This is a genomic window from Fluviibacter sp., from assembly GCF_057744235.1.
The window spans coordinates 57,304-81,562 of sequence record NZ_JBIJFP010000005.1; the positions used below are offsets into that span (position 1 = coordinate 57,304).

General features: G+C 56.0%; 26 protein-coding genes. 14 read left to right on the forward strand and 12 right to left on the reverse strand.

Annotated features, from left to right (window positions below; all coding sequences use genetic code 11):
* Positions 1-15 precede the first annotated feature (15 nt).
* On the reverse strand, positions 16-1,065 hold the full coding sequence (locus AC3GOJ_RS04565; RefSeq protein WP_488236282.1) for a c-type cytochrome: 1,050 nt from the start codon (positions 1,063-1,065) through the stop codon (positions 16-18).
* Complete coding sequence (gene soxC / locus AC3GOJ_RS04570) at positions 1,049-2,452, reverse strand: sulfite dehydrogenase (RefSeq protein ID WP_488236283.1); 1,404 nt, start codon at positions 2,450-2,452, stop codon at positions 1,049-1,051. Before soxC ends, AC3GOJ_RS04565 begins: the two co-directional genes overlap by 17 nt.
* Before the next feature lie 126 nt (positions 2,453-2,578).
* Between soxC and AC3GOJ_RS04575 the strand changes: the two genes are divergently transcribed.
* Positions 2,579-3,115, forward strand: a complete 537-nt coding sequence (locus AC3GOJ_RS04575) for a DsbC family protein (protein WP_488236284.1) — start codon at positions 2,579-2,581, stop codon at positions 3,113-3,115.
* Between the two features lie 48 nt (positions 3,116-3,163).
* Here AC3GOJ_RS04575 and AC3GOJ_RS04580 read toward each other — a convergent pair whose 3' ends face one another.
* From AC3GOJ_RS04580 to uvrA, 8 genes are all read right to left on the reverse strand, one after another.
* Positions 3,164-3,733 (reverse strand): rhodanese-like domain-containing protein, encoded by a 570-nt coding sequence (locus AC3GOJ_RS04580; protein ID WP_488236285.1) that lies wholly within the window; start codon positions 3,731-3,733, stop codon positions 3,164-3,166.
* Positions 3,734-3,881: 148 nt separating this feature from the next.
* The gene (locus AC3GOJ_RS04585; RefSeq protein WP_488236286.1) at positions 3,882-5,255 is read right to left on the reverse strand and encodes an NAD(P)(+) transhydrogenase (Re/Si-specific) subunit beta; all 1,374 of its coding nucleotides are present in this window, start codon (positions 5,253-5,255) and stop codon (positions 3,882-3,884) included.
* Positions 5,256-5,540 carry an NAD(P) transhydrogenase subunit alpha part 2 gene (locus AC3GOJ_RS04590; RefSeq protein WP_488236287.1) on the reverse strand — a complete coding sequence of 95 codons (285 nt, stop codon included), beginning with the start codon at positions 5,538-5,540 and terminating at the stop codon, positions 5,256-5,258.
* A 2-nt stretch (positions 5,541-5,542) separates the two neighbouring features.
* Positions 5,543-6,667 (reverse strand): NAD(P) transhydrogenase subunit alpha, encoded by a 1,125-nt coding sequence (locus AC3GOJ_RS04595; RefSeq protein WP_488236288.1) that lies wholly within the window; start codon positions 6,665-6,667, stop codon positions 5,543-5,545.
* A 35-nt stretch (positions 6,668-6,702) separates the two neighbouring features.
* On the reverse strand, positions 6,703-8,040 hold the full coding sequence (locus AC3GOJ_RS04600; protein WP_488236289.1) for a DUF3422 family protein: 1,338 nt from the start codon (positions 8,038-8,040) through the stop codon (positions 6,703-6,705).
* Positions 8,041-8,139: 99 nt separating this feature from the next.
* Positions 8,140-8,646, reverse strand: coding sequence for a molybdenum cofactor biosynthesis protein MoaE (locus AC3GOJ_RS04605; protein ID WP_488236290.1), 507 nt, complete (start codon positions 8,644-8,646; stop codon positions 8,140-8,142).
* Position 8,647: 1 nt separating this feature from the next.
* Positions 8,648-8,920: a MoaD/ThiS family protein gene (locus AC3GOJ_RS04610; protein ID WP_488236291.1), complete on the reverse strand. Its 273-nt coding sequence runs from the start codon at positions 8,918-8,920 to the stop codon at positions 8,648-8,650.
* Between the two features lie 9 nt (positions 8,921-8,929).
* Entirely contained in the window at positions 8,930-11,815 is a 2,886-nt protein-coding gene (uvrA, locus tag AC3GOJ_RS04615; RefSeq protein WP_488236292.1) for an excinuclease ABC subunit UvrA, read from the reverse strand.
* A 154-nt stretch (positions 11,816-11,969) separates the two neighbouring features.
* Between uvrA and AC3GOJ_RS04620 the strand changes: the two genes are divergently transcribed.
* The 3 genes from AC3GOJ_RS04620 to AC3GOJ_RS04630 all read left to right on the forward strand — a co-directional run bounded on the left by AC3GOJ_RS04620 (position 11,970) and on the right by AC3GOJ_RS04630 (position 15,678).
* Positions 11,970-13,187, forward strand: a complete 1,218-nt coding sequence (locus tag AC3GOJ_RS04620; RefSeq protein ID WP_488236293.1) for an MFS transporter — start codon at positions 11,970-11,972, stop codon at positions 13,185-13,187.
* A gap of 77 nt (positions 13,188-13,264) precedes the next feature.
* On the forward strand, positions 13,265-13,720 hold the full coding sequence (gene ssb / locus AC3GOJ_RS04625) for a single-stranded DNA-binding protein (protein WP_488236294.1): 456 nt from the start codon (positions 13,265-13,267) through the stop codon (positions 13,718-13,720).
* A 107-nt stretch (positions 13,721-13,827) separates the two neighbouring features.
* Positions 13,828-15,678, forward strand: a complete 1,851-nt coding sequence (locus AC3GOJ_RS04630; RefSeq protein ID WP_488236295.1) for a potassium transporter Kup — start codon at positions 13,828-13,830, stop codon at positions 15,676-15,678.
* Between the two features lies 1 nt (position 15,679).
* On the opposite strand, the gene rfaE2 is transcribed toward AC3GOJ_RS04630, so the two are convergent.
* Both rfaE2 and AC3GOJ_RS04640 read right to left on the reverse strand, forming a co-directional pair.
* Positions 15,680-16,180 carry a D-glycero-beta-D-manno-heptose 1-phosphate adenylyltransferase gene (gene rfaE2 / locus AC3GOJ_RS04635; RefSeq protein WP_488236296.1) on the reverse strand — a complete coding sequence of 167 codons (501 nt, stop codon included), beginning with the start codon at positions 16,178-16,180 and terminating at the stop codon, positions 15,680-15,682.
* A 26-nt stretch (positions 16,181-16,206) separates the two neighbouring features.
* On the reverse strand, positions 16,207-17,034 hold the full coding sequence (locus AC3GOJ_RS04640; protein ID WP_488236297.1) for a ferritin family protein: 828 nt from the start codon (positions 17,032-17,034) through the stop codon (positions 16,207-16,209).
* Between the two features lie 188 nt (positions 17,035-17,222).
* Here AC3GOJ_RS04640 and AC3GOJ_RS04645 point away from each other — a divergent pair, with 188 nt between their 5' ends.
* The 10 genes from AC3GOJ_RS04645 to murA all read left to right on the forward strand — a co-directional run bounded on the left by AC3GOJ_RS04645 (position 17,223) and on the right by murA (position 24,259).
* Positions 17,223-18,023 (forward strand): ABC transporter ATP-binding protein, encoded by an 801-nt coding sequence (locus tag AC3GOJ_RS04645; RefSeq protein WP_488236298.1) that lies wholly within the window; start codon positions 17,223-17,225, stop codon positions 18,021-18,023.
* Complete coding sequence (gene mlaE / locus AC3GOJ_RS04650) at positions 18,023-18,814, forward strand: lipid asymmetry maintenance ABC transporter permease subunit MlaE (protein ID WP_488236299.1); 792 nt, start codon at positions 18,023-18,025, stop codon at positions 18,812-18,814. The genes AC3GOJ_RS04645 and mlaE overlap by 1 nt, the downstream gene beginning before the upstream one ends.
* Positions 18,814-19,293 (forward strand): outer membrane lipid asymmetry maintenance protein MlaD, encoded by a 480-nt coding sequence (gene mlaD, locus AC3GOJ_RS04655; protein ID WP_488236300.1) that lies wholly within the window; start codon positions 18,814-18,816, stop codon positions 19,291-19,293. The genes mlaE and mlaD overlap by 1 nt, the downstream gene beginning before the upstream one ends.
* A gap of 1 nt (position 19,294) precedes the next feature.
* Positions 19,295-20,074, forward strand: coding sequence for an MlaA family lipoprotein (locus AC3GOJ_RS04660; RefSeq protein ID WP_488236301.1), 780 nt, complete (start codon positions 19,295-19,297; stop codon positions 20,072-20,074).
* Positions 20,075-20,156: 82 nt separating this feature from the next.
* On the forward strand, positions 20,157-20,741 hold the full coding sequence (locus tag AC3GOJ_RS04665; RefSeq protein ID WP_488236302.1) for an MlaC/ttg2D family ABC transporter substrate-binding protein: 585 nt from the start codon (positions 20,157-20,159) through the stop codon (positions 20,739-20,741).
* Positions 20,742-20,749: 8 nt separating this feature from the next.
* A complete protein-coding gene (locus tag AC3GOJ_RS04670; protein ID WP_488236303.1) occupies positions 20,750-21,031 on the forward strand; it encodes an STAS domain-containing protein in 282 nt (93 codons plus the stop codon).
* 4 nt (positions 21,032-21,035) lie between these two features.
* The gene (locus AC3GOJ_RS04675; protein WP_488236304.1) at positions 21,036-21,992 is read left to right on the forward strand and encodes an ABC transporter ATP-binding protein; all 957 of its coding nucleotides are present in this window, start codon (positions 21,036-21,038) and stop codon (positions 21,990-21,992) included.
* Entirely contained in the window at positions 21,989-22,741 is a 753-nt protein-coding gene (locus AC3GOJ_RS04680; RefSeq protein WP_488236305.1) for an ABC transporter permease, read from the forward strand. Before AC3GOJ_RS04675 ends, AC3GOJ_RS04680 begins: the two co-directional genes overlap by 4 nt.
* Before the next feature lie 20 nt (positions 22,742-22,761).
* Positions 22,762-23,004 (forward strand): BolA family protein, encoded by a 243-nt coding sequence (locus AC3GOJ_RS04685; protein ID WP_488236306.1) that lies wholly within the window; start codon positions 22,762-22,764, stop codon positions 23,002-23,004.
* Positions 22,997-24,259: a UDP-N-acetylglucosamine 1-carboxyvinyltransferase gene (gene murA / locus AC3GOJ_RS04690; protein WP_488236307.1), complete on the forward strand. Its 1,263-nt coding sequence runs from the start codon at positions 22,997-22,999 to the stop codon at positions 24,257-24,259. The genes AC3GOJ_RS04685 and murA overlap by 8 nt, the downstream gene beginning before the upstream one ends.

The following is a 24,259-nucleotide window of genomic DNA, read 5'->3' on the forward strand; positions in this document are numbered from 1 at the left end:
CTGCGAATAAAAAGGTTACTGCGTCGGTGCACCGGACAGGATCCACTTGACCAGTGCCTGTGCGTCCGAATCTTTCAGGTCAGTCTGTGGCGGCATCGGCATGGAACCCCATACGCCCGCACCGCCATTCTTGACCTTGGTCACGAGCTTGCTGGTGGCATCCTGACCCTTGTACTTGTTGGCGACTTCATTGAAGCCGGGGCCGACAATTTTCTGGTTGATGCCATGGCAGGCCAGACAGCCTGACTTTTCAGCAAGTGCGTAATCCGGATTATGCGCCGGTTTAGCGGCAGCACCACCGGCCGAGCCCTGGCCACGGGTCTGGCCGAAAGGACGGAACTGCGGTGCCAGTTCACCGTGCGAAGTCTGGGCATAATCCGGCAGTGTCGAGCTGACCTTGGCGGCCGGCTTGCAGTTAGTCATACAGGTGGTGTTCTTGGTATCCGGCGGAGTTGCGGTCACCAGACCCGATTTACCAGGCCACATGGCGTGCTTGCGTACCATGCCATTGCGGTTAGGCATCAGCTTCTGCACATCCTTGATATTACTGTCGCTGAGGGTAAAGTCGTCAGGCACCACTTCGGCCAGATTCAGCAGATAGGCCAGGACGGCATAGACCTCGTCGTCGCTCAGTGTCTTGGGGGCATTCCAGGGCATGGCGCGGTGAATGTAATCCCACAAGGTCGACAGTGACGAGACCTTCATGATGGTCGTGCGGCCCGGATAGTCGTTGCGCTTCAGATTAGCGACATTACCGGTTTTGACGTCGTCCTTGGTTGTGCCACCAACCAATGGGGTAAAGACGGTGTTGTTTTCACCAAACGTGCCATGACAGCTGGCACATTTATTTTCCCAGATCACCTGACCTTGTTCGACGCTACCCGATCCTTTGGGCAGGCCCTTGAAATCTGGGCGCACGTCAATATCCCACGCTTTGACTTCGGCCGGGGTCGCCGCACGGCCCACACCTGCATAGTTGTCAGCGGCAGTTGCCTGGGTGGCGAACAGTAGTGGCACGAGGGCCAGCGCAAATGCGGGCTTCATGGCATTAGAGAACTTGAACATTGCTCACATCTCCGTTTTCAGCGACACCCCAGGACTGGATGGCATTGTTGTGATAGATCGAACGGGTGCCGCGTACGGCACGTAACTGACCATAAGACGGCTGAACGTAACCGGTGTCATCCACAGCACGCGATTGCAGGATGGCGGTTTTGCCATCCCAGTTCCAGGGCAGGCTGAAGCGCGTCAGTGCTTTGGACTGAATCGGGGTTTCAAGCTTCGCGCGCTTCCAGTTGATGCCGCCATCGGTAGAGACATCCACCTGCTTGATCTTGCCGCGTCCCGACCAGGCCAGACCGGAAATGGTGTAGTAACCCTTTTCCAGCATTTTCTGACCACCCGACGGGGTACAGATGACGGACTTACACTCCTGAATCGAGGTGTACTGGCGATGCTGGCCGTCCGGCAACAAATCAATGTAGTGGACGGCTTCGTCTTTGGTGGCATACGGCTGATCACCGACTTCGATACGACGCAGCCACTTGACCCACGAAACACCTTGAACACCCGGCACCACCAGACGCAGCGGATAACCGTTTTCCGGGCGTAGCATTTCACCGTTCATGCCATATGCAACGATGACTTCGTCATTCAGAACCATTTCCATCGGAATGGTACGGGTCATGGCCGAGCCATCAGCCCCTTCGGCCAGCACAAATTTCTTGGTCATGTCGGCGCCGCAGTCTTCCAGCAACAGACGAAGCGGCACACCAGTGAATTCGCTACAGGACAGCATGCCGTGGGTATATTGCACAGTCGGCACGGCAACGTTGCCCCATTCCATCCCCGTATTAGCACCACACTCAATGAAGTGGATGCGCGACACGAATGGCATACGCATGATGTCGTCCATCGTGTAGACCTTGGGCTTTTTCACGAACTCAGGGCTAGAGCCGTTGACCATCAGGCGATGCATAGACGGATCAATGTCGTACCAGCCCTGATGGTGGCGTTCGAAGTGCAGACCCGAGGCCGTGATGATGCCGAACATGCTCTGCAGTGGCGAGAACGACACACTAGACTGTGTGGTTTGCGTCAAACCGGGGCTTGGGCGACGAATAACTTCGGATTCAAATTTAGAGGGCAGGCCGTAAGGAGCGGTGGCAACGCCCTTGCCGAGCGTAGTTGCCCAGGTTTGCGGTTGTAGAATATACGGGTCGCCCGATTGGGCGTCGACCAGTCCGGAGCCAGCGTGGGCAAAGGCAGTACGACCGGTTACCGCGGCAGCCACCGCCGCCATAAATGAGCCGCGCAGAAAGTCACGGCGACCTTTGGTGACCTGTTCGACTTCGGTCGGTGTCAGAAAATTCTCTGGCGCTTTCTGGATTCGCCCCGGTTTCTGGAGACCTTCCGGCGTCTCGATCGGGGTCAGCTCATCTTGTTTTGCCATTGCCACTCCTTGTGCCCATCGGAAATTGATTAAGTGAGAAATAGATTATATTGCACTATACTCAACGTATTGCCTTTTAACATCTTGCGATGCAATATATTTGTCACGTTTTCGGGTGAAACCTTTGTGAAAAAAATTCTGTTGGGCTTTGCTTTTTTTATTGGCGTGCATGGATACACTTTTGGATCGGATAATTCATTATCCGACATACCGTATTTCAACTGGCAAGCCTTACACCTTGCTGACGCCGTGAAGGAGGTTCGGGGTGATGGGTCCCGCAAGATTGCCGTCTTTACGGAACCGGAATGTGGGTATTGCCGCAAGTATGAGAAAACGCTGCAAAAGGTCGACAACGTAACAATCTACCGTTTTCTTATGCCCCTTGATACTAAAAGCATGGCCCGATCGATTGAACTCTGGTGTTCAGGAAATACGAACGCAGATCGGCTGAATCATCTGCTTGTTGCAATGCATGAACGTCATGCGCGATTTGCTGCAGCACCCTGTGCTAATCCCATTGCAGACAATATGCGCTTTGGCAAGAAGTACGATATCTATCTGACACCCACGACCATTGGCGCTGATGGCCGGCTCGTGCAGGGTTATCTACCGCTTGCCAATCTGGAGCGTTGGCTGTCCGGACGTGGGGCATTCGACAAATAAAAAAGCGGATCCGAAGATCCGCTTGGCTGAAAAGTATTCAGGCAAAGATCAGAAGTCACCTTCAACAATCGGGAAGCCCAGAGCCGCCCAATCCAGCATGCCGCCACGATAGTAATAAATCTTATTCACCGGGAAGCCATCACGGGTCATAGCAGCAATCGCTGTGGGGCTCTGTGGGCAAACAGGGCCATTACAGAATGCGTAGACTTTCTTGGCTTTGCTGCAGTCCCACTTGGCAGCTTTCTTGGTGCAGCCCAGCTCATCCATACGGGTAGCAACCTGCGTGTAAGGGATATGATAGGTGTTGGGGATCGTACCCTTGACGCGGTCGTCCGGTTCGCGCATGTCAACAATAAGTACATCCTTGTCGTTCATGCCTTCCAGTATTTCGATTTCCGTAATTGGCGTCACACCCTTTTGCGGAATCAGTGGCTGCAGCCAACCGGCATTTTTAGCGCAAGAGGTCATGGTACGTGTGATCGTATAAGGGCCTTTTTTGGTCTGGATCACAAATTCTTTGCTCTCACCGATGATCCGCAGCTTTTCGGGTGCGGCGGTTTGTGCAAAAGCGGTCACTGATACTGCGGCCAGAGCGATGCCGGCGATGATTTTTTTCATGGTTGTCTCCTCGTGTGCTGAGTAAGCAATCAGGCTTTGAACCTGCCTATTGTGAAATCAATTTATACCACGTAAATCACAACGTGGTTCAGTCGATTCAGAATTAAACATAGTATCCCGCAGTGCACTATGTTTTTCGAATACATGTCTAGGACAGCGTTTTCAGATGCTGGATGATTTCTCCGGCCATTGGTTGAGCATCGCCGTAGAGCATGCGGCAATTATCCGTATAGAACAGTGCATTTTCCACGCCGGAATAGCCCGCTCCCTTGCCACGTTTGATCACAATCACATTCTGGGCCAGGTCAGCATCCAGAATCGGCATACCGTAGATGGGGCTGGATTTGTCCGTGCGAGCAATCGGGTTAACGACATCATTAGCGCCAATGACCAAGGCGACATCACATTGGGGGAATTCCCCGTTGATTTCTTCCAGGTCAAAGATCTTGTCGTACGGCACACCGGCTTCGGCGAGCAGGACGTTCATATGACCGGGCATACGCCCTGCCACGGGATGAATGGCAAATTTGACTTCAACGCCAGCCTCTTCCAGAAGGGCGGTCATTTCCCAGACCTTATGCTGGGCATGCGCGACCGCCATCCCGTAACCCGGGATGATGATCACTTTGCTGGCATATCGCATCATAGCTGCTGCATCCATGGCGCTGACTTCTTTCATGGTGCCATCGATCGCCTGACCACCATCGCCGCTACCCGTGATCGGCGTGAACAGGATGTTGGTGAGTGGGCGATTCATGGCTTTGGCCATCAACTGGGTGAGGAGAGTCCCGGCTGCGCCGACCACAATGCCGGCAATGATGAGCGCCGGGTTGCCCAGCACATAGCCTTCAAAGCCAACCGCCAGCCCGGTAAAGGCATTGAAGAGTGAAATCACCACAGGCATGTCGGCGCCACCGATAGGGAGCGTGACAATCAGACCCAGCGCCAAAGCGACGATAAAGAAGGCATAGATCAATTCCGGTTGTGCAGGTGCCATCAACACCATGGCTGCACCTAGAAGGAGGGCAATACCGGCGAGTACAACGTTGACCGTATTTTGTGCCGGTAGGCGGTGTGCTTTTTTAAGAACACCTTGTAATTTTGCCCATGCCACGCAGGAACCTGTGAAGGATACGGCACCGATCAGGGCGCCAATGACCGCCAGCAGTGTCACGATGGTCGAGTGCACATCGCCGCGGGCAAATTCAATCGCGGCGATGGCCGCTGCGGCACCGCCCCCCATGCCGTTGTAGATGGCCACCATCTGCGGCATGTCAGTCATCTGGACTTTTTTGCCAGAGAGCCATGCGGCAGCACCACCGATGAGAAGTGCAGCGAGCATCAACGCAATATTCTGCAAACCTGGGATGAGGAAGGTACCTGCGATGGCGACCAGCATGCCGTAGCCTGCCCAGACAATCCCCTTGCGGGCGCTAACGGGTGAGCTCATGCCTTTCAAGCCGACGATGAAAAGAATGGCGCCGATGAGCCACGCACCTTGTACAGTGATCGGGAGTGACATTTATGCGCCCTCCTTTTTCTTGAACATACCGAGCATACGTTCGGTCACCACATAGCCGCCAGCAGCGTTAGCCGCGCCTAAGGCAACGGCAAAGAAGCCGATGGCCTGCTCGAGAACCGTTTCAGCCTGTCCTAGGGCAATCATGGCGCCCACGACCACCACACCATGAATAAAGTTTGAACCGGACATCAGTGGGGTGTGCAGGATCACCGGAACCTTGGAGATGATCTCGTAACCGGTAAATGCCGCGAGCATGAAGATATAGAGTGCAAGCAAACCATCCATAATTAGTCTCCCAGGGCTTGTTTAACGCTCACGTGGGTTGTTACTCCCTCGCGGCACAGAACGGTGCCGGCCAGCACCTCATCGTCCCAGTCAAAACGCAGTGTGCCGTCCTGGATAAAGGGCGACAGAAAGTTGTAGAGGTTACGGCTGTAGAGTTCCGAAGCGTGCGTTGGCATTCGCGAGGGCAAATTTAGTGGTCCGTGGATGTTGACGTCATTAGCAATGATGTGTTCGCCCGCTTGCGTCAGCTCGCAGTTGCCACCGGACTCTGCTGCCATGTCAACCACGATGGCACCATATTTCATTCGGGCGATCATCTCTCGGGTAATGATGACCGGTGCCTTCTTGCCGGGAATCGCGGCAGTGGTGATGACCACATCCGCTGCAGCCACAGCCTTCGCCAGTTTTTCTGCCTGTTGGGCTTTTTCATCAGCAGAGAGCTCGCGCGCATAGCCACCTGTACCATCGGCTGAAACACCGGTATCGACAAATTTGGCGCCAAGGGATTCGATCTGTTCCCGTGCCGCAGCCCGAACATCGTAGGCCTCGACCATGGCACCCAGACGCTTGCAGGTGGCAATGGCCTGCAAACCGGCGACACCGGCGCCGATGACCAGCACGCGGGCAGGGCGGATCGTGCCGGCAGCGGTCGTCAACATCGGAAAGAACTTGGTGCAGCGGGCGGCGGCAATTAAGCCGCACTGGTAGCCAGCACAGGCACCCTGTGAGGATAGAGCATCCATACTTTGTGCACGGGAAATTCGCGGCAGAAGCTCCAGGGCAAAGACGGTAAGCTTCTTCCGGTTGAAGGCATCGAGGCGCTCGCGGCTTTCATAAGGGCGCATCAGTCCGATCACTACGCTGCCGTCCGGGATGGCTTCAATCTCAGTGAGCGTGGGGGGCGTGACACGCAGAATTAGTCCAGCCTGGCGATAGGCTGTGCTCAGACCATCGACCAAGCCGACATCACTGTAATCGGTATCTATAAAATGACTTTCCGCCCCAGCGCTCTGTTCAATATCAATCTGAGCACCGAGCGCCAGAAACTTCCTGGTGACCTCAGGAGACAGTGCAACCCGTTTTTCTGCGCCTTCAGTTTCTCTGGCGACGGCAATCTTCAGTGGCATGCAAACTCCCTGCAGGGGTCAATGATTTGGATGGTTTATTTGAAGCTGTTTCGTATTTTTCGGGTGAGCATGGCAACGGCCAGCAACACCAGGGGGGTGGCAATGCCAGTCGCCAGTTCGACGTCATGGAGCAGTCCCATGGTTTTCATGGCTTTGAAAACATAAGCGGCCAGGCCGATGCCGTAATAACTGATGGCAACAATGGAGAGGCCTTCTACCGCCTGTTGCAGGTGCAACTGATGTTTCGAGCGCTTTTCCATGGAAGCCAGCAGTTGCGAATTCTGGGCTTCACGAGCGATCTCGACCCGTGTTTGCAGCAATTGGCTGATGCGGGAGACCCGGTGTGAAGTTTCGCGGATACGGAGTGAAAAAGCGCTACAGGTTTTCATGGCGGGTACCAGACGGCGCTCCATGAATTCCCCGAAGCCCTGAATGCCCTTCAGATTAGTTTCATGGAGATCGCTGATCCGTCGTTGTACGAGCTGAAAATAGGCATCGCTGGCCGAGAGACGATATTGGGTGCTCGATGACAGTGCCTCAATGGCCGATGAGATCTTAGAAATGCGTTGTTGCAGTTCTAGATCCCGTGATTGTTCATTCGCAAGGTCTTCGGAGGGCGTCGCCAATTGCCGGCTGACATCAATCAGGGCCTGCTCTTGCGTCGCCAGGACGGGAAAGGACTCCTGAACCTCTGGTAGGGATAGCAAGGCCATCATTCGGTAGGTTTCAATCTCCACCAGCGCCTGCAGCTGTCGGCCCGCCTGCCGTGATCCCATGGCTTTATTCATGAAGATCATCTTGGTACGCCCCGCTGGGTCGAAGCGGAAATCAGTGAAAGCCGCACCTGCTTCGCGAGCGATCCGGCCTCCGATCACGGTATTGCCTGAAAAACAGGGGGCAATTTCGTGAACTGAAGGGAAGTGCTCTGTCTGACAGACCCGGATGTTCATTGCAACCAGCAGCTGGCCTGGTAGGCGGTGTAGCCACTGATCCAGATTGCAGCAAAAGGTGGCGGCTTCGGCAGGATCGTTGCTGGCCGTTTGCTGGAAGAACCACCAGGATGAGAACTCACCATGACGTTCGTATTTGACGCGGAAGCGCAGCCCTTCCGGGGCGCCCTGGCAAACATTGGGATCGACGGCAACGTCGAACTCGATATTATTACCCTGCAGGGTCGGGCAGGCGTCGCCGCCCAGCGAGTCGCAGAGGTCGCGAATGATGACTTCTTCCTGTAGCCGTTTGCCACTGGTATTGACCAGGGCCAGGTACAGGATGTGTTCGTTGGGCCATAGGGCAACGGGCGGCCGCGCGTGCAGCTCGTCGTTAAGACGTAACCGGTCAGGGTAGGCTTCGGGCATGCGTGCTTGGTTCATAGCCCGATATATTACAGAATATGAAAGTGATTTCCTATTCTTTGTAATGTGCAAGTGCACATCGTCTGCCAAGTGTTTGCCCGACAGGGCTACCAGCACTTAATAGTGCTTACAGTGCTTGTGTTCTTGGGTATCCAGCGCTTCATCATCATAAGAGACCGGCCCGTGCGAGCACAGTGCATGTCCCTGAACCCAGTCACTATCCCCATCTAGGTAATGCTCCTGTTTCCAGATTGGAGCGCGATGTTTGATTTCTTCAATCATGAAGCGACAGGCACGGAATGACTCATCCCTGTGCGGTGAGCTGACGGCGATGAGGATGCTGATCCCCTGAATATCCAGCCGACCCTTGAAGTGCTCGATATAGATATTCAGCTTTTCGCCCCAGCGTTGGCGCGCCTCGGTGGCGAGTTCCTTGAAAACGTTGAGCGTCAGCTCATCGTACACATCGTACGAGACGCCTTGCACGGGCTTCCCCAGGTTGAGGTTACGCACGGTTCCGATAAACAGATCAGCAGCGCCATGGGCATCATCCGCCACAAAATCTACCGCAGTCTGTACCTCAATGGGTTGCGTAGCGACAGCAAAAAAATCTTTACCACTCATATCAGCCTCCACATACGGGGGGAAGGATGGCCAACTGGGTGTCTGCCGTCAGTGATGCCTCTGGGCTCAGCACGGCGTGATCATCTGCCAGCGCCGATTTTTCCAGCAGTTCCAGATCGTTAAAGGCCGGGTTTAATGACTGCAAGCTTCGCCCGAGCGCGCTTTTAATCTGCGAGACAGAAGCACCACTCGGCACCGTCAACTGAACCGGTGCATGATGAAATTTGCGAAAGGCACCGAACAGGCGCACATGAATCTGAATGGTTTGAGTCATCTCAGCATCCTACGCTTTTTTAGCCACCGATTTTTTAGGGGACTTGGTTTTCAAAGCCGGCGTGGCGAGGACCGGGGTGTTCTGAAGCAGGATGTTCAGGAAATGCCCCGTATGGCTACCCGGCGTTGCCGCGACTCTTTCCGGGGTACCTTCGGCAATAATACGGCCACCACCGGCACCACCTTCCGGCCCTAGGTCAATGACCCAGTCGGCTGTTTTGATGACATCTAGATTGTGTTCAATCACCACGACGCTGTTGCCATGCTCTGTCAGACGATGCAGAACCCCCAGCAGCAGACGGATGTCCTGGAAGTGGAGGCCAGTCGTCGGCTCGTCGAGGATGTACAGCGTGCGGCCGGTATCGCGTTTGGACAGTTCGAGCGACAGCTTGACCCGTTGCGCTTCGCCGCCGGAAAGGGTGGTGGCGGACTGGCCCAGCTGGATATAGCCCAAGCCCACATCCATCAGTGTCTTGAGTTTGCGGGCCACCGTGGGTACAGCGCTGAAGAATTCCAGCGCATTTTCCACCGTCATCTGCAGAATCTCGTGGATGTTTTTACCTTTATAGTGAATTTCCAGGGTTTCCCGGTTATAGCGTTTGCCGTGGCATACGTCACAAGGTACATACACGTCCGGTAGGAAGTGCATTTCCACTTTGATCACGCCATCACCCTGGCAGGCCTCGCAACGACCGCCGCGAACATTAAAGGAGAATCGACCGGGTTCGTAACCGCGTGTACGCGATTCCGGTACGCTGGAGAACAGTTCGCGGATCGGAGTGAGCAGGCCGGTGTAAGTCGCCGGGTTGGAGCGTGGGGTACGGCCAATCGGGCTCTGGTCGACATTGATGACCTTGTCGATCTGCTCCAGACCGTTGAGTTCTTCATAAGGTGCCGGATCCAGGCTGCTGCCATAGAGGTGTTTGGCGCACACGGCATAGAGCGTGTCGTTGATGAGCGTCGATTTGCCGGAACCGGATACCCCGGTAATGCAGGTGAAGAGTCCTAGCGGAATCGTCAGATCGGTGCCTTTCAGGTTGTTACCCGTCGCCTGTTTCAGTTGCAATAGGCGTTCCGGGTCCGGTGCTTTGCGGTTGGTCGGCACGTGGATCGCTTCGCGGCCGGACAAAAAGGCCCCGGTCATCGAGTCGGGGTTGGCGCAGATTTCAGCCGGTGTACCTTCCGCCACAATACGCCCACCGTGGACACCCGCACCGGGCCCCATGTCGACCACGTAGTCTGCCAGGCGGATGGCGTCTTCATCATGCTCGACCACAATGACGGTATTACCCAGATCCCTCAGGCGTTTGAGGGTGGCTAGCAGGCGATCATTGTCGCGCTGATGTAAACCGATCGAGGGCTCGTCCAGCACGTACATCACGCCGGTCAGACCCGAGCCGATCTGTGATGCCAGGCGGATCCGCTGGGCTTCACCGCCAGACAGGGTATCGGCCGAGCGCTCCAAAGACAGGTAATCCAGGCCGACGTTGATCAGAAACTCCAGTCGGGCCGTAATTTCCTTGAGGATCTTGTCGGCAACTTGCGCGCGTTGACCCTGGAGTTTGAGATCTGCGAAATAGTCCCGGCAATCGCGCAGCGGTAAGCGGCTGATCTCATAGAGGGTGCGTTCCCCCACCTGAACGTAGCGGGCTTCCTTGCGCAGACGTGCACCTTCACAAGACGGGCAGACCGTATCGCTGACATATTTGGCCAGCTCTTCGCGCACCGTCGATGACTCGGTTTCACGATAACGACGCTCCAGATTCGGAATAATCCCTTCGAAAGTATGTTCACGGACAGTCAGCTTGCCACGCTCGTTCAGGTACTGGAAGGGCAGGCTTTCCTCACCGGAGCCGAAGAGAATGATCTGCCGGGTCTCTTCGGGCAGTTCGTTAAATGGCGTGGCAACATCAAAGCCATAGTATTCGGCCAGGGCAATCACCATCTGGAAGTAGAACTGGTTGCGGCGATCCCAACCGCGAATAGCACCGGAGGACAGCGATAGTTCCGGATGGGCAACGACCCGTTTGGGGTCAAAGAACTGAATGACACCGAGGCCGTCACACTTCGGGCAGGCACCCATCGGGTTGTTGAACGAAAAGATCCGGGGCTCTAGCTCCTGCAGGGCGAAATTGCAGTGCGGGCAGGAAAAACGGGCGGAAAACAGATGTTCTTCACCCGTGTCCATATTCAATGCGATAGCGCGGCCATCGGCATGGCGCAGTGCGACTTCAAAGCTTTCGGCCAAACGCTGACGAGTATCTTCACGCACTTTCAAGCGGTCAATCACCACATCAATATGGTGTTTCTTGTTCTTGTCCAGCTTGGGTAGCGCATCGATTTCATGGATCTCGCCATCGATGCGTAGACGCACAAATCCTTGGGCGCGAAGTTCGGCAAATAGATCCACTTGCTCCCCTTTGCGGTTGGCAACCACCGGGGCCAGGATCATCAGTTTGGTTTCTTCCGGCATGGCAAGCACGTGGTCCACCATCTGGGAGACGGTCTGCGCCTGGAGCGGCAGGTGGTGCTCAGGGCAGTACGGGGTGCCGGCGCGGGCAAAGAGCAGGCGCAGGTAGTCGTGAATCTCGGTCACCGTGCCCACGGTGGAGCGCGGGTTGTGGCTGGTGGCTTTCTGTTCGATGGAAATGGCCGGTGACAGACCTTCGATCAGATCGACATCCGGTTTTTCCATGAGTTGCAGAAACTGGCGGGCGTAAGCCGACAGGCTTTCGACATAGCGGCGCTGTCCTTCGGCATACAGCGTGTCAAAGGCGAGAGAGCTTTTGCCCGAGCCGGACAGGCCGGTGATCACAATCAGTTTGTGACGGGGCAGGTCCAGATTGATGTTCTGCAGGTTGTGCGTGCGTGCACCGCGAATGCGGATGTCGTCCATATCGGGTTCCGGTATATCAGAAAGCGTTCAGGCCTCAGGGAAAATGCAGGCCAACTGGTAATATTACGCGGCTGTCTTTGTGCGCCGCAACTGGCGGTGCAAATTTTGTCTGATTAACTCCTGATGGCTGCTTTAGGCGGCCAATAATGATTTCATGTCTCAAGACGCCATCCGTATCAAAGAACCCATGCTGCCCGAAGAGCGTCGCGCCGCACTGGGCCTGGCTGCCATCTTCGCGCTACGCATGCTGGGTCTGTTTATTGTGCTGCCAGTTTTTGCCGTGGCGGCCCGCGATCTGACCGGCGGGCAGGATGCTGCCGCTGTCGGTCTGGCGCTCGGTGCCTATGGCCTGACGCAGGCCTGTCTACAGTTACCCTTCGGCATTCTGGCCGATCACTGGGGCCGTAAGCCGGTCATTGCCTGTGGCCTCGTGCTCTTCGTTCTGGGGAGCGTGCTGTGTGCCACCGCGGATTCCATCACTGCCATGACCTGGGGGCGTATGCTGCAGGGGAGTGGGGCGATTTCCGCCGCCATCACGGCGTTGGTGGCCGATCTGACGCGCGACAGCCAGCGTAGCAAGGCCATGGCCATGGTGGGGGGCTCCATCGCTCTGATGTTTGCCCTGTCGTTGGCTGTGGCGCCGGTGCTCTATGGCTGGATGGGGTTGGGTGGTCTGTTCTGGTTTACCTGCGCCCTCGGCCTGGCGGCATTCTGGGCCCTGTTCCGTTTAGTGCCCGCTGCGCCTGCGCTACCGGGGCCGGTACCCGGTACTTTGATGCAGGTCCTTCGGGAGCCGCGACTTTTCCGACTGAATGTGGGCGTGTTTATCCTGCATGCCATTCAGATTGCCATGTGGGTTGCTGTACCGGCCCTGTTGATCCAGCTCGCGGGGATTCCCCTACAAAGTCACTGGATGATTTACGTACCGGCGGTCGTGGCCTCATTTTTCGTCCTCTGGCCGGCCATGATGCAGGCTGAGCGGTATAAGCGCATGGCACCGGTTTTTGCCTTGGCAGTCTTATTGCTGCTCGTGGTGCAGCTGGGCTTTATCGGCGTCCTGCAATCGGGCATCACCAGCGATATGCTGGCGATGGGGCTCATTCTGACGCTCGTCGCGTTGTTTTTTTCGGGTTTTAATGTGCTGGAAGCCTTACAGCCATCATTGATTTCCCGGATTGCACCGGTGGCAGGCAAGGCCAGAGCGCTGGGTATTTACAACACCTTGCAATCCCTCGGTTTGTTTACCGGCGGTACCCTCGGTGGCTATTTACTGGAAACAGGGGGCTACATCGCCGTTTTTGCGGGTTGTGCTGTGCTGGCCCTGATCTGGTTGATGATTCTCATGAAATGGCCAGCGCGACTTCCGGCATAAACGCCGGCATGCTATTCTGATAACTCGGTAAGCCATCTTTTTGGCCGCTACACTCGTTCACTCTGGAGATACGTCTTATGGCATCGCTCAATAAAGTTATTCTCATCGGCAACCTCGGTGCAGACCCGGAAACCCGCTACACTACGTCTGGCGATGCCGTCTGTAATATCCGACTGGCGACCACCGATACATGGCGTGATAAGGCCAGCGGTGAGCAGCGTGAAGCTACCGAATGGCACCGTGTTGTTTTCTACCGTCGTCTGGCAGAAATTGCCGGCCAGTACCTGAAAAAAGGCTCACAGGTTTACATCGAGGGTCGGATCAAAACCCGCAAATGGCAGGATAAGGATGGCCAGGAGCGCTATACGACTGAAGTCGAAGCCACTGAGATGAAGATGCTGGGTCGCCGTGAAGGCCAGGGTGAGCCCGTCAGCCGTGATGATCCGTTTGCCCCGGCTGCGGCCGTGGGGGGCAATGCCAGCCGTCGCCCGCCGGCCAATGTCGCGGACCTGGACGACGATATTCCATTCTGATCTGTTTGTAACAATTCGGCGTTAGTGTCGTTCGTTCTTGGTAGTCGGGAGTCAGCATGTCTGCAGTAACGTCGAATTCAGAACACGGTGATAGCCAGAAGACGAGCATGAAACTGCTCGTCCTCGGGGCCTTGGGTGTGGTGTACGGTGATATCGGTACCAGCCCTCTCTATGCGTTCAAAGAAGTTTTTGCCGGAAACCATCCGATTCCTCTGACTGAGGCCAATGTGTTTGGCGGTCTGTCGATGATTTTCTGGGCGCTGATGATCATTGTCTCGCTCAAATACGTTGTTTTTATCCTGCGCGCCGATAACCGGGGCGAAGGCGGCATGATGGCGCTGATTGCGCTGGCCCTGCATGAGGCACAGGGGAAACCTAAGCGGGCCAAATGGATCATGCTGGCCGGGATTCTGGGAACGGCCATGTTCTATGGGGATGGCATGGTCACGCCGGCCATTTCCGTATTGGGGGCTGTTGAAGGTCTGGGCGTGGTGGCGCCTCAGTTACAAAGCGTGGTGATTCCCATCTCCATAATCATTCTGGCCGGCCTGTTCCTCTTTCAGAAACACGGTACCGCCAAGGTGGGGGCATTTTTTGGGCCGGTGATGGGTGTGTGGTTTGCGGTCTTGGCGACGATGGGGATCTTCAACGTCGTCCAGAATCCTTATGTGTTGCTGGCGTTGAACCCCATGTACGCCATTCATCTGCTGGTCGATAACCCGCATATGGCGGTGTATGCCATGGGGAGTGTGGTGTTGGCTGTGACGGGGGCTGAAGCTCTGTACGCCGACATGGGGCATTTCGGACGCAAGCCGATCCGCCTGGCATGGGCGTTCTTTGTGCTGCCGGCACTGGTGATCAACTATTTCGGGCAGGCCGCGCTGGTGTTGTCGACGCCTGAAGCGATGGATAACCCATTCTATATGGGCGTGCCTGAATATCTGCGTTTCCCGCTGGTCTGCCTGGCCACGTGTGCCGCAGTCATTGCCTCTCAAGCGGTGATTACCGGGGCGTTCTCTATGACGCGCCAGGCCATGCAATTGGGTTTCGTGCCGCGCATGCAGGTACAACATACCTCGGAAAAAGAGCAGGGCCAGATTTACATGCCAGGGGTAAATTGGTTGCAGCTCACCGCAGTGATTCTGCTGGTCCTGACCTTCAAATCCTCCAATAATCTGGCGGCAGCCTACGGTCTTGCCGTGACGGGGGATATGGTCATTACCTCGCTGCTAGCAGTGGTGGTGGCCGCAAAGATCTGGAAGTGGGGCTGGTACCGTGCCGCGCTACTGTTTGCTTTCTTCCTGGTATTCGAATTGATTTTCCTATGGGCGAACATCCAGAAGATTCCGGATGGTGGCTGGTTCCCGCTGGTCGCTGGCGTGGTGATCTTTACGATCATGACGACCTGGAAGCGCGGTCGTATGCTGCTGCGCAAGCGTCTGCGTAGTGAAGAGTTGCGTCTGGATGCCTTTGTCGGCAGCCTGGCGGTGGGGATGCCGACCCGCGTCCCGGGCACGGCAATTTTCCTCAATGCCGATGTGGAAGGTGTGCCGCATGCCATGCTGCATAACCTCATGCATAACAAGGTGCTGCATGAGCGCGTTGTTGTCACCAGTGTGACCATTGAAGATGTGCCGTTTGTGCCCGAAGAAGATCGTGTCGAGGTTCGTTCACTGAAAGAGAACTTCTGGACGGTGCAGATTCGTTACGGTTTCAAGGAAGAACCCGATGTACCGGCTTCTTTGGCGCTGTGTGGTCAGTTCGGTTTGCCATTCAATATGATGGAAACGTCGTTCTTCTTGGGCCGGGAAACGCTGATTCCAAAGCTGAATTCGGAAATGGCGTTCTGGCGTGAGAAACTCTTCGTGACGATGTTCCGGAATGCCGACAGTGCCACCAGCTACTTCAATATTCCGACGAACCGGGTCGTCGAGCTTGGCACCCAAGTCGTTCTGTAATTCAGCAGCGACGGATTTTATTGACCATTGCGGTCGTTGAGGTCTCATGCAGGAAGGGGATGGAGACAACTTTGCCACCCCAGCCGCGCACTTCCGATGCGCCAACGATATTGTCAACCGACCAGTCGCCGCCTTTGACCAGAATATCCGGTTGGCAATCGAGGATCCGTTCAATGGGGGTGTCTTCGTCAAACCAGGTGACCAGCGAAACACATTCCAGCGATGCCAGCACCGCCATCCGGTTGATTAACGGATTGAGCGGTCGGTCGTCACCTTTACCCAGTCGTTTGACCGAGGCATCCGAATTGGCGGCCACGATTAGTGAGCCACCCAGGGCGCGGGCCTGGGCCAGATAGGTCACATGGCCGCGGTGCAGAATGTCGAAACAGCCGTTCGTAAAAACAATGGGCCGTGGCAGTTGTGCAATGCGGGTGGCCAGATCAGACGGCTCAACCATTTTATGTTCGAATGCGGGGAGTGGCAGCGTGATCGTGTTTTCCATGGTGGTGACCCGAAGGCAGGTGTGAGTCAGGCCGTGGCCAGCGATTTACGGAAACGATTCAGGTCCTGAACGGTTTCGAAGGTCTGCTCAAACAGACTCGACAGATTACGCAGAATGCCCCCGACAACCCGATCTTCGCAGGATTTATCGAATTTGATCTGGGTGTCCAGCCAATGCTCCAGCCAGCTCGGGTCGGGCATACGACTCTGAACCGTATCCTGCGGATAGAGCTCTTTGTTTACGTGCAGGTTCGTCGGGTGTAGCGCTTTCTGGGTTCTGGCTGAACTGGCCATCAGCACCCCGATCTTGGCAAAAGCCTGAGCGGCTTCCTTGCCGCAGGTGTCCAGGGCTTTCTTCATGTACTTGAGATAGGCACCACCGTGGCGGGCTTCGTCCCGCGACAGGAAGTCGTAAATTTTCTTGATGACCGGTTCGGAGTGCCACTCTGCCGCGCGTCGGTACCACTGCGTCAGGCGTACTTCGCCGCAGAAATGCAGCATCAGGGTTTCCAGCTTGGGGGCGGGATCAAATTCGAAGCGTACGGCGTGCAGCTCTGCCTCCGTCGGGCAGAGATCCGGGCGGAAGCGGCGCAGATACTCCATCAGGGCTAGTGCATGTTTCTGTTCTTCATAGAACCAGATGCTCATGAAAGCACTGAAGTCGGAGTCGTCACGGTTATCGCGCAGAAACATTTCGGTGGCCGGCAGGGCAGCCCATTCCGTAATGGCGTTGTATTTGATCGTTAACGCATTTTCTTCGGTCAGCAGCGAGGCATCAAACTCTGCCCAGGGCACATCATCGGCCATGGACCAGCGGGCTTTTTCGAGGCTGTGATAAAGGTCGTGGTAGAGCATGGTTCGGATCAAATGAAATGACGATGAGGCAGATAGACGCGATTCTATCAATCAGCGTTGATTTTTAGTGAATAAGTTGCGCGTTTTGCCCTCTTTTTCTAGGAGTTTGGGGGGCTTGAATGCCGAACCTCGGGTGCGGCGGATGATAGAATGAAAAAGTTTAGTTACCCACAGAAAAACCGCTGCCCATGCTGACACCCTATGTAGAAATCAGTGGCCTCGATTTCGCTTATGGCGAACGGCCGGTGCTTTCCGGGATTGCGATGCAGCTGCCCAAAGGCAAGCTGACGGCGATTATGGGTGGATCCGGTTGTGGCAAAACCACCTTGCTCCGATTGATCGCCGGCCAGATTCAGCCGACTCGGGGCAGTTTGAAGGTGGGCGGCCAGGAAGTCAGCCTGCTGGACGAAAAAGCACTCTATGCCATGCGCCGGCGGATGGGCATGCTGTTCCAGTTCGGGGCACTGTTTACTGATCTGAACGTTTTCGACAACGTGGCGTTTCCGCTGCGCGAGCACACGCAGCTGCCGGAGTCGGCAATTCGCGACCTCGTCCTGCTCAAGCTAGAGGCCGTGGGCTTGCGTGGCGCGGCAGGGCTCATGCCGGCTGAACTGTCGGGCGGAATGGCCCGCCGTGTCGCATTGGCGCGATCAGTCGCTTTGGACCCGGAGCTCATTCTCTTTGATGAACCCTTTACAGGGCTGGACCCTATTTCGCTGTCGATTATCGCCACGCTCATTCGCCGGTTGACCGATGCCTTGGGCGCGACCTCGGTCATGGTGACGCACGATGTGCATGAGTCACTGGCCGTGGTGGATTATGTGTACTTCATGTCGGCGGGGCGCGTGGTGGGTTCTGGGACACCCCAAGAGATCCGGGTATCGTCCGATCCCTACGTCTATCAGTTTGTGCATGCCCAGCCGGATGGCCCGGTCCATTTCCACTATCCGGCTCCTGTGCTGGATGACGACCTCATGGTGGTGGGTTGATGCGAGCGCTGGAACAGTTTCTCTCCCGCCTGGGTGCCGGTACGATTGACCGGGTCTGGCGTTTGGGCTTTGCGGCACGCTTCTTCTGGGCGATGCTTGCCCACTCGGCAGAAACCTTTCGCCGACCCCGATTGCTCTTGCGTGAGCTGTATACCAGCGGTGTGTTGTCCCTGATCATTATTCTGGTGTCCGGTTTGTTTGTTGGTCTGGTGCTTGGTCTACAGGGTTACGACACCCTCCAGCGCTACGGTTCGTCCGAGGCTCTGGGGATTCTGGTAGCGCTGTCTCTGGTGCGCGAGTTGGGGCCGGTGGTGGCCGCATTGCTGTTTGCCTCCCGGGCTGGTTCGTCAATCACTGCAGAAGTCGGGCTGATGAAAGCGACTGAGCAGCTGACGGCGATGGATATGATGGCGGTGAATCCGGTTGCCCGAATCATGGCACCGCGTTTCTGGGGCGGGGTGATTGCCATGCCCTTGCTCGCGGCCCTGTTTACCGCAGCCGGGATTTTTGGTGGTTGGCTGATTGGTGTGATCTTCATCGGTGTGGATGAAGGGGCCTTCTGGGCGCAGATGCAAGCGAATGTGAATTTCCGTGATGATGTATTCAATGGCATCATTAAGAGTGCGGTGTTCGGCGTGGCTGTCTCGCTGATTGCCGTGTTTGAAGGTTTTGATGCACTACCGACTGCCGAAGGGGTCTCGCGGGCGATAACCCGGACGGTGGTGACGTCCGCGCTGGCGATCCTGGCACTGGATTTTGTGCTGACGTCGTTTATGTTCCGAGGCTTATGATGAACCGCAAGGTAATGGATCTCTGGGTGGGCGTATTTGTGGTGATTAGTTTCGCCGCCGTTCTTTTTTTGGCGCTGAAAGTCAGTAATTTTTCAGCCAGTAGTTTCGTTAGCACCTATGAAATCACCGCCAAGTTCGACAATATTGGGGGTTTGAAGGTCCGAGGCCCGGTCAAGAGCGCCGGCGTGGTGGTGGGGCGCGTAGCCGATATCCGCTTTGATCCACAGACCTATGAAGCCAACGTGGTATTGCGGATTGATAGTCAGTACCAGTTCCCTAAAGATACCTTTGCCTCCATTCTGACCTCTGGTCTGTTGGGTGAGCAGTACATTGGCCTGGATGCGGGCGGTGATGAACGTATGATTCCGCCTGGTGGTAAGGTTGCCAAAACGCAATCAGCGATTGTGCTTGAGAAGTTAATTAGCCAGTTCCTGTTCAACAAGGCTTCGGAAGGCAAGAAAGATGCAGCAAAGGAATAAGATGAGTATTCGACGCTGGTGTGCTGCACTGTTATTGGTCGTCGGCTTGGCAGGTTGTGCGAGTTCCGGGAATCCGCGTGACCCGTGGGAAGGCTACAACCGGGGTATGTTCCAGGTGAACGAAGCGCTGGACACCGTCATCATCAAACCAGTGGCCGTGAGCTACGATTTCATCCTGCCCGAGCCAATCCGCATTCTGGTCACCAACTTCTTCTCGAATATCGGTGATGTGATGATCGGCGTGAACGATCTGTTACAAGGGCGTGGCGAGCAGGCTTTCAACGACCTTGGTCGGGTGGTTATCAACACCACGTTGGGTTTTGGTGGTTTGTTTGACGTGGCGGGTAATGCAGGCTGGTATAAAAACGATAATGATTTTGGGGTGACTTTTGGCCGTTGGGGCGTGCCCTCGGGGCCGTATTTTGTGCTGCCGATTCTGGGGCCGAGTAATGTACGCGACACCTTCGGCTGGGCGGCGGATATCGCGGCCAGTCCGCTCGATCTGATTTTCCGGGACCCGACCGCGTATTACACGGCCTGGGGCGTAAAGTTCCTGAACACCCGCGCCAATCTGCTGCCGGCTGAAAAAATCATCGAAGAAGCCGCAACGGATAAATACAGCTACCTGCGCGACGCATTTATGCAGAACCGCTTAAATCTTATCCATGACGGTGCGCCGCCACCGGGGCTGGATATTGCGGAGACTTCGGAGAAGTCGGAGGCCGATGAGAAGATGGCAGTTGCCGCACAGCCTGCTGACGCGAAAGCTGCCTCGCAGTAGAATACAAGCATTGTTTTTTAAGGACGTCTGTTTCATGTGGCTTGCACGTATTCGTATTTTTTTTGCCTCTCTGGCACTTCTCATGGCAACAACGGCTTATGCGAGCATGGTGCCCCCTGATCAGCTGGTAAAGCAGATCACGCAGGAAACTTACGTTTACGTCAATCAGGATTCGGCCTTGCAAAAAGGCGATACCAGCAAACTGATCGATTGGGCGGAAAAATCCATTTTGAACAGTTTCGACTTTCAGCGAATGACCAGCCTGGCAGTTGGCAAAGAATGGCGTCAGGCCTCGCCTGAGCAAAAAAAACAGCTGGTGCATGAGTTCCGAAAGTTACTGATTCGAACTTTTGCTAATGCCTTTATCGGCATCAAGAAGGAGCAAACTATGGAATACAAGCCCTTCAAGATGAACCCGGATGATAAGGATGTCGTGGTCAAGACTTTGATTATTAAACCCGGTGTTAAGCCGATTGACGTAAATTTCAGCCTGGAAAAAGAAGCGGATGCGTGGAAAGTTTATGACGTTGTTCTGGCTGGCGTATCGATGATCACTAATTACCGGGAAAGCTTTAACCAGGAAATCCGTGCAAATGGGATTGATGGGCTGATTAAAGTGCTGGCTGAAAAAAACAAGCAGCTTGAACAGAAAGGTAAGGCGTCCTGAGCCTTTTCATGACAGCGATTCAGGTGTGTGACAGCGGGCAGCGGCTGGAGATCCGCGGGGATATGACGAGCCATGAAGTGCCCGAACTTCTAAAAGCTATTACATCGCTTGATCATGTGACGCATGTCGATCTTGCCGGTGTCGGTAAGGTTGATTCGTCGGCGCTGACGGTGCTATTGGCGTGTAGTCGTGCCGCGCGTGGTGCCACGGTGATGGTTCACCATGCGCCGCCAGCGTTACGTGCCCTGAATGACCTCTACGGTCTGCAGACCCTGTTCTGGGTGGTCTGAGCGGGTGAGGACGTCCGCGGTTTCTGTCCGCCAGATTTCCAAAGCATTTGCCCGAGCCAGACAACCCGTTCAGGCACTGCAGCAAGTCTCGCTGGAAATCGCCGAAGGCGAATTTTTCGGTCTGCTCGGCCCCAATGGCGCGGGTAAAACGACGCTGATTTCTTGTATGGCGGGTTTGTGCCGCCAGGATCAGGGTGATATCCGCATACTCGGACACGATACCCGCACGGCCTATCGGGATGCGCGTCGTGCGCTCGGCGTCGTGCCGCAGGAGCTGGTGTTTGACCCGTTTTTTTCAGTTCGCGAGATTCTGCAATTGCAATCCGGCTATTTCGGACTTCGCAAAAACGACGACTGGATCGATGAACTCCTGTCCGCGCTAGATCTGACCGACAAGGCCGGCAGTGCCATGCGTAGTTTGTCGGGTGGCATGAAGCGCCGCGTACTGGTGGCGCAAGCGCTGGTGCATCGCCCCCCGGTCATTATTCTCGATGAGCCCACGGCCGGGGTGGATGTGGCGCTTCGCCAGGGGCTGTGGCAGTTCATCCGCCGCCTGAACCGGGATGGCCACACGATAATTCTCACTACCCACTATCTGGAAGAGGCCGAGGCGCTCTGCGAGCGTATCGCGCTGATGCGTTCGGGTCAGATCTGTGCGTTGGAAAAAACGGCAACGCTGATCCAGCAGTTCGCCAAACATCGCCTCACCGTCCGTTTGGCCGAAGGCGCACCAATGTTGCCGGCAAGCCTCCTGGCGCACGCGCAGGCCGTGCCGGAGTTGCCGCGCACCTGGCTCTGGACGCTGGATGCCTTGTCCGATATCGAATCGGTGCTGGCCGCCTTGCGTGAATCCGGGTGTCGTCTGGAGGATATGAGCATTGTGCCGCCGGACTTGGAGACCGCGTTCCTACGCTTCATGAATGACGGGCATGACCAATCCACTGAAGCTGGGGCGGCATGATCGAATTTCTGACCCTGTTACGCAAGGAATTGCTGCGCTTCTGGAAAGTCGGCTTTCAGACGGTCTGTGCGCCGGTGCTGACGGCCTTGCTGTATCTGATGATCTTTTCCCAGGTGCTCGATAATCACGTCCAGGTCCACGGCGTCCGCTACACCGCTTTTCTGATCCCGGGTTTGGTCATGATGTCGGTGCTGCAGAATGCGTTTGCCAATAGTTCGTCGTCACTGATTCAGTCCAAAATCACCGGAAACCTGGTGTTTGTACTACTCACGCCCATCTCAAACCTGCAGTTTTTTGCCGCGTACCTGCTGGCGGCAACGCTGCGCGGAGCGGTTGTCGGTGCCGGGGTCTTGCTGGCAACCGCCTGGGTGGGCGGCCTGACCATCGCTGAACCCCTGTGGGTATTGGCTTTTACGCTGCTTGGTGGGGCGCTGATGGGGGCGCTGGGCCTCATTGCCGGGATGTGGGCCGAGAAGTTTGACCAGCTGGCCGCATTCCAGAATTTTCTGATTATGCCGCTCACCATGCTGTCGGGGGTCTTCTACTCGGTACAATCTCTCCCTGGATTCTGGCAGTCGCTGTCTCGATTGAACCCGGTGTTCTATCTGATTGACGGTTTTCGCTATGGATTTTTCGCGGTGTCCGATGCCTCGCCCTGGCTCAGCTTTGGCGTGGCGCTGGGTTTTACTGCTTTGATCGGTGTTCTAAGTTACGTTTTACTGGTGCGCGGCTACAAGCTGCGCACCTAATCAGGCAATAGGATTGGCATATGGTTCGTCTGGAAGATATTGAAAACGCACTGCGGGCAAAGTTGCCCGTGGCTCATCTGGCACTGGATGGTGATGGCCGTCATTTCGAGCTGCTGATTGTCAGTGAAGCCTTTGCCGGCCTGTCGCGCGTTCGCCGCCATCAGGCGGTTTACGGCGCGCTGGGTGATGCGATGCGGGATGAGCTGGTGCATGCCCTGACCATGCAGACATTAACGGCTGAGGAGTGGGCGAACCGTGGATAAGTTATTAATTCAGGGCGGCAACCGTCTACAGGGTGAAGTGCGTATTTCGGGTGCCAAGAATGCGGCATTGCCGATTTTGTGTGCCAGCCTGCTGGTGCGTGAACCGCTGATATTGACCAATCTGCCGCATCTCAATGATGTGGCCACGATGATCCGTCTGCTCACCAATATGGGCGTGGCCTCCACGTTGGATGGTGCCGAAGCCGGTGTCACCCTGGATGCCAATGGCCTGACCGATCCGACGGCGCCGTACGAACTGGTTAAGACCATGCGGGCGTCGATTCTGGTATTGGGGCCTCTGGTTGCGCGTTGGGGTGAGGCCAAGGTGTCATTGCCCGGCGGTTGCGCCATTGGCGCGCGTCCGGTCGATCAGCACATTAAAGGCCTGCAGGCCATGGGTGCCGAGGTCCATGTGGAAGCCGGTTATATCCATGCCAAAGCCCCGGCGGGCGGCCTGAAGGGCACCCGGATCTGTACGGATATGGTTACCGTGACCGGTACTGAAAATCTGATGATGGCGGCCACGCTGGCGAATGGTGAAACGATCATCGAAAACGCCGCCTGTGAGCCGGAGGTGGTGGATCTGGCGAACTGCCTGATTGCCATGGGTGCCAAAATCGAAGGGGCGGGCACGGATGTGATTCGTATCCAGGGCGTTCCAGCGCTACATGGCGCAGAGCATGCCGTGATGCCGGATCGTATTGAAACCGGTACCTTCCTGTGTGCAGCCGCCATTACCGGGGGTGATGTCGTGCTGCAAGGGACCTCGGCCGCCTATCTGGAAGCCGTGACCGCCAAACTGGTCGAAGCCGGTTGTGTGATTGGTGGCGACGATCAGAGTATCAGCCTCAAGGCACCGGCGCGTCTCAAATCCGTCTCATTCCGTACGGCACCGTATCCGGCATTCCCGACCGATATGCAGGCCCAGCTGATGGCCGTCAACTGCCTGGCGGACGGCACAGCGATCATCAAGGAAACCATTTTCGAGAACCGCTTCATGCACGCCGTGGAGCTGATGCGCCTGGGCGCCGATATCCATATCGATGGCAACTCGGCTGCCGTCAAAGGCGTTGAAAAGCTGGAGGGTGCCACCGTCATGGCCACCGATTTGCGCGCTTCGGCCGCACTGGTGATCGCCGGACTCGCCGCTCAGGGCGAAACCCTGATCGAGCGGATTTACCACCTTGACCGCGGTTACGAGCGTATCGAGGAAAAACTGGCCCGTCTGGGCGCCTCGGTCCGTCGCGTCCGTTAA

Coding starts and splice junctions, on each gene's coding strand:
- AC3GOJ_RS04565 (WP_488236282.1), bottom strand. CDS start 1,065: ATGTTCAAGTTCTCTAATGCCATGAAGCCCGCATTTGCGCTGGCCCTC.
- soxC (WP_488236283.1), bottom strand. CDS start 2,452: ATGGCAAAACAAGATGAGCTGACCCCGATCGAGACGCCGGAAGGTCTC.
- AC3GOJ_RS04580 (WP_488236285.1), bottom strand. CDS start 3,733: ATGAAAAAAATCATCGCCGGCATCGCTCTGGCCGCAGTATCAGTGACC.
- AC3GOJ_RS04585 (WP_488236286.1), bottom strand. CDS start 5,255: ATGTCACTCCCGATCACTGTACAAGGTGCGTGGCTCATCGGCGCCATT.
- AC3GOJ_RS04590 (WP_488236287.1), bottom strand. CDS start 5,540: ATGGATGGTTTGCTTGCACTCTATATCTTCATGCTCGCGGCATTTACC.
- AC3GOJ_RS04595 (WP_488236288.1), bottom strand. CDS start 6,667: ATGCCACTGAAGATTGCCGTCGCCAGAGAAACTGAAGGCGCAGAAAAA.
- AC3GOJ_RS04600 (WP_488236289.1), bottom strand. CDS start 8,040: ATGAACCAAGCACGCATGCCCGAAGCCTACCCTGACCGGTTACGTCTT.
- AC3GOJ_RS04605 (WP_488236290.1), bottom strand. CDS start 8,646: ATGAGTGGTAAAGATTTTTTTGCTGTCGCTACGCAACCCATTGAGGTA.
- AC3GOJ_RS04610 (WP_488236291.1), bottom strand. CDS start 8,920: ATGACTCAAACCATTCAGATTCATGTGCGCCTGTTCGGTGCCTTTCGC.
- uvrA (WP_488236292.1), bottom strand. CDS start 11,815: ATGGACGACATCCGCATTCGCGGTGCACGCACGCACAACCTGCAGAAC.
- AC3GOJ_RS04620 (WP_488236293.1), top strand. CDS start 11,970: ATGTCTCAAGACGCCATCCGTATCAAAGAACCCATGCTGCCCGAAGAG.
- ssb (WP_488236294.1), top strand. CDS start 13,265: ATGGCATCGCTCAATAAAGTTATTCTCATCGGCAACCTCGGTGCAGAC.
- AC3GOJ_RS04630 (WP_488236295.1), top strand. CDS start 13,828: ATGAAACTGCTCGTCCTCGGGGCCTTGGGTGTGGTGTACGGTGATATC.
- rfaE2 (WP_488236296.1), bottom strand. CDS start 16,180: ATGGAAAACACGATCACGCTGCCACTCCCCGCATTCGAACATAAAATG.
- AC3GOJ_RS04640 (WP_488236297.1), bottom strand. CDS start 17,034: ATGCTCTACCACGACCTTTATCACAGCCTCGAAAAAGCCCGCTGGTCC.
- AC3GOJ_RS04645 (WP_488236298.1), top strand. CDS start 17,223: ATGCTGACACCCTATGTAGAAATCAGTGGCCTCGATTTCGCTTATGGC.
- mlaE (WP_488236299.1), top strand. CDS start 18,023: ATGCGAGCGCTGGAACAGTTTCTCTCCCGCCTGGGTGCCGGTACGATT.
- mlaD (WP_488236300.1), top strand. CDS start 18,814: ATGAACCGCAAGGTAATGGATCTCTGGGTGGGCGTATTTGTGGTGATT.
- AC3GOJ_RS04660 (WP_488236301.1), top strand. CDS start 19,295: ATGAGTATTCGACGCTGGTGTGCTGCACTGTTATTGGTCGTCGGCTTG.
- AC3GOJ_RS04665 (WP_488236302.1), top strand. CDS start 20,157: ATGGCAACAACGGCTTATGCGAGCATGGTGCCCCCTGATCAGCTGGTA.
- AC3GOJ_RS04670 (WP_488236303.1), top strand. CDS start 20,750: ATGACAGCGATTCAGGTGTGTGACAGCGGGCAGCGGCTGGAGATCCGC.
- AC3GOJ_RS04680 (WP_488236305.1), top strand. CDS start 21,989: ATGATCGAATTTCTGACCCTGTTACGCAAGGAATTGCTGCGCTTCTGG.
- AC3GOJ_RS04685 (WP_488236306.1), top strand. CDS start 22,762: ATGGTTCGTCTGGAAGATATTGAAAACGCACTGCGGGCAAAGTTGCCC.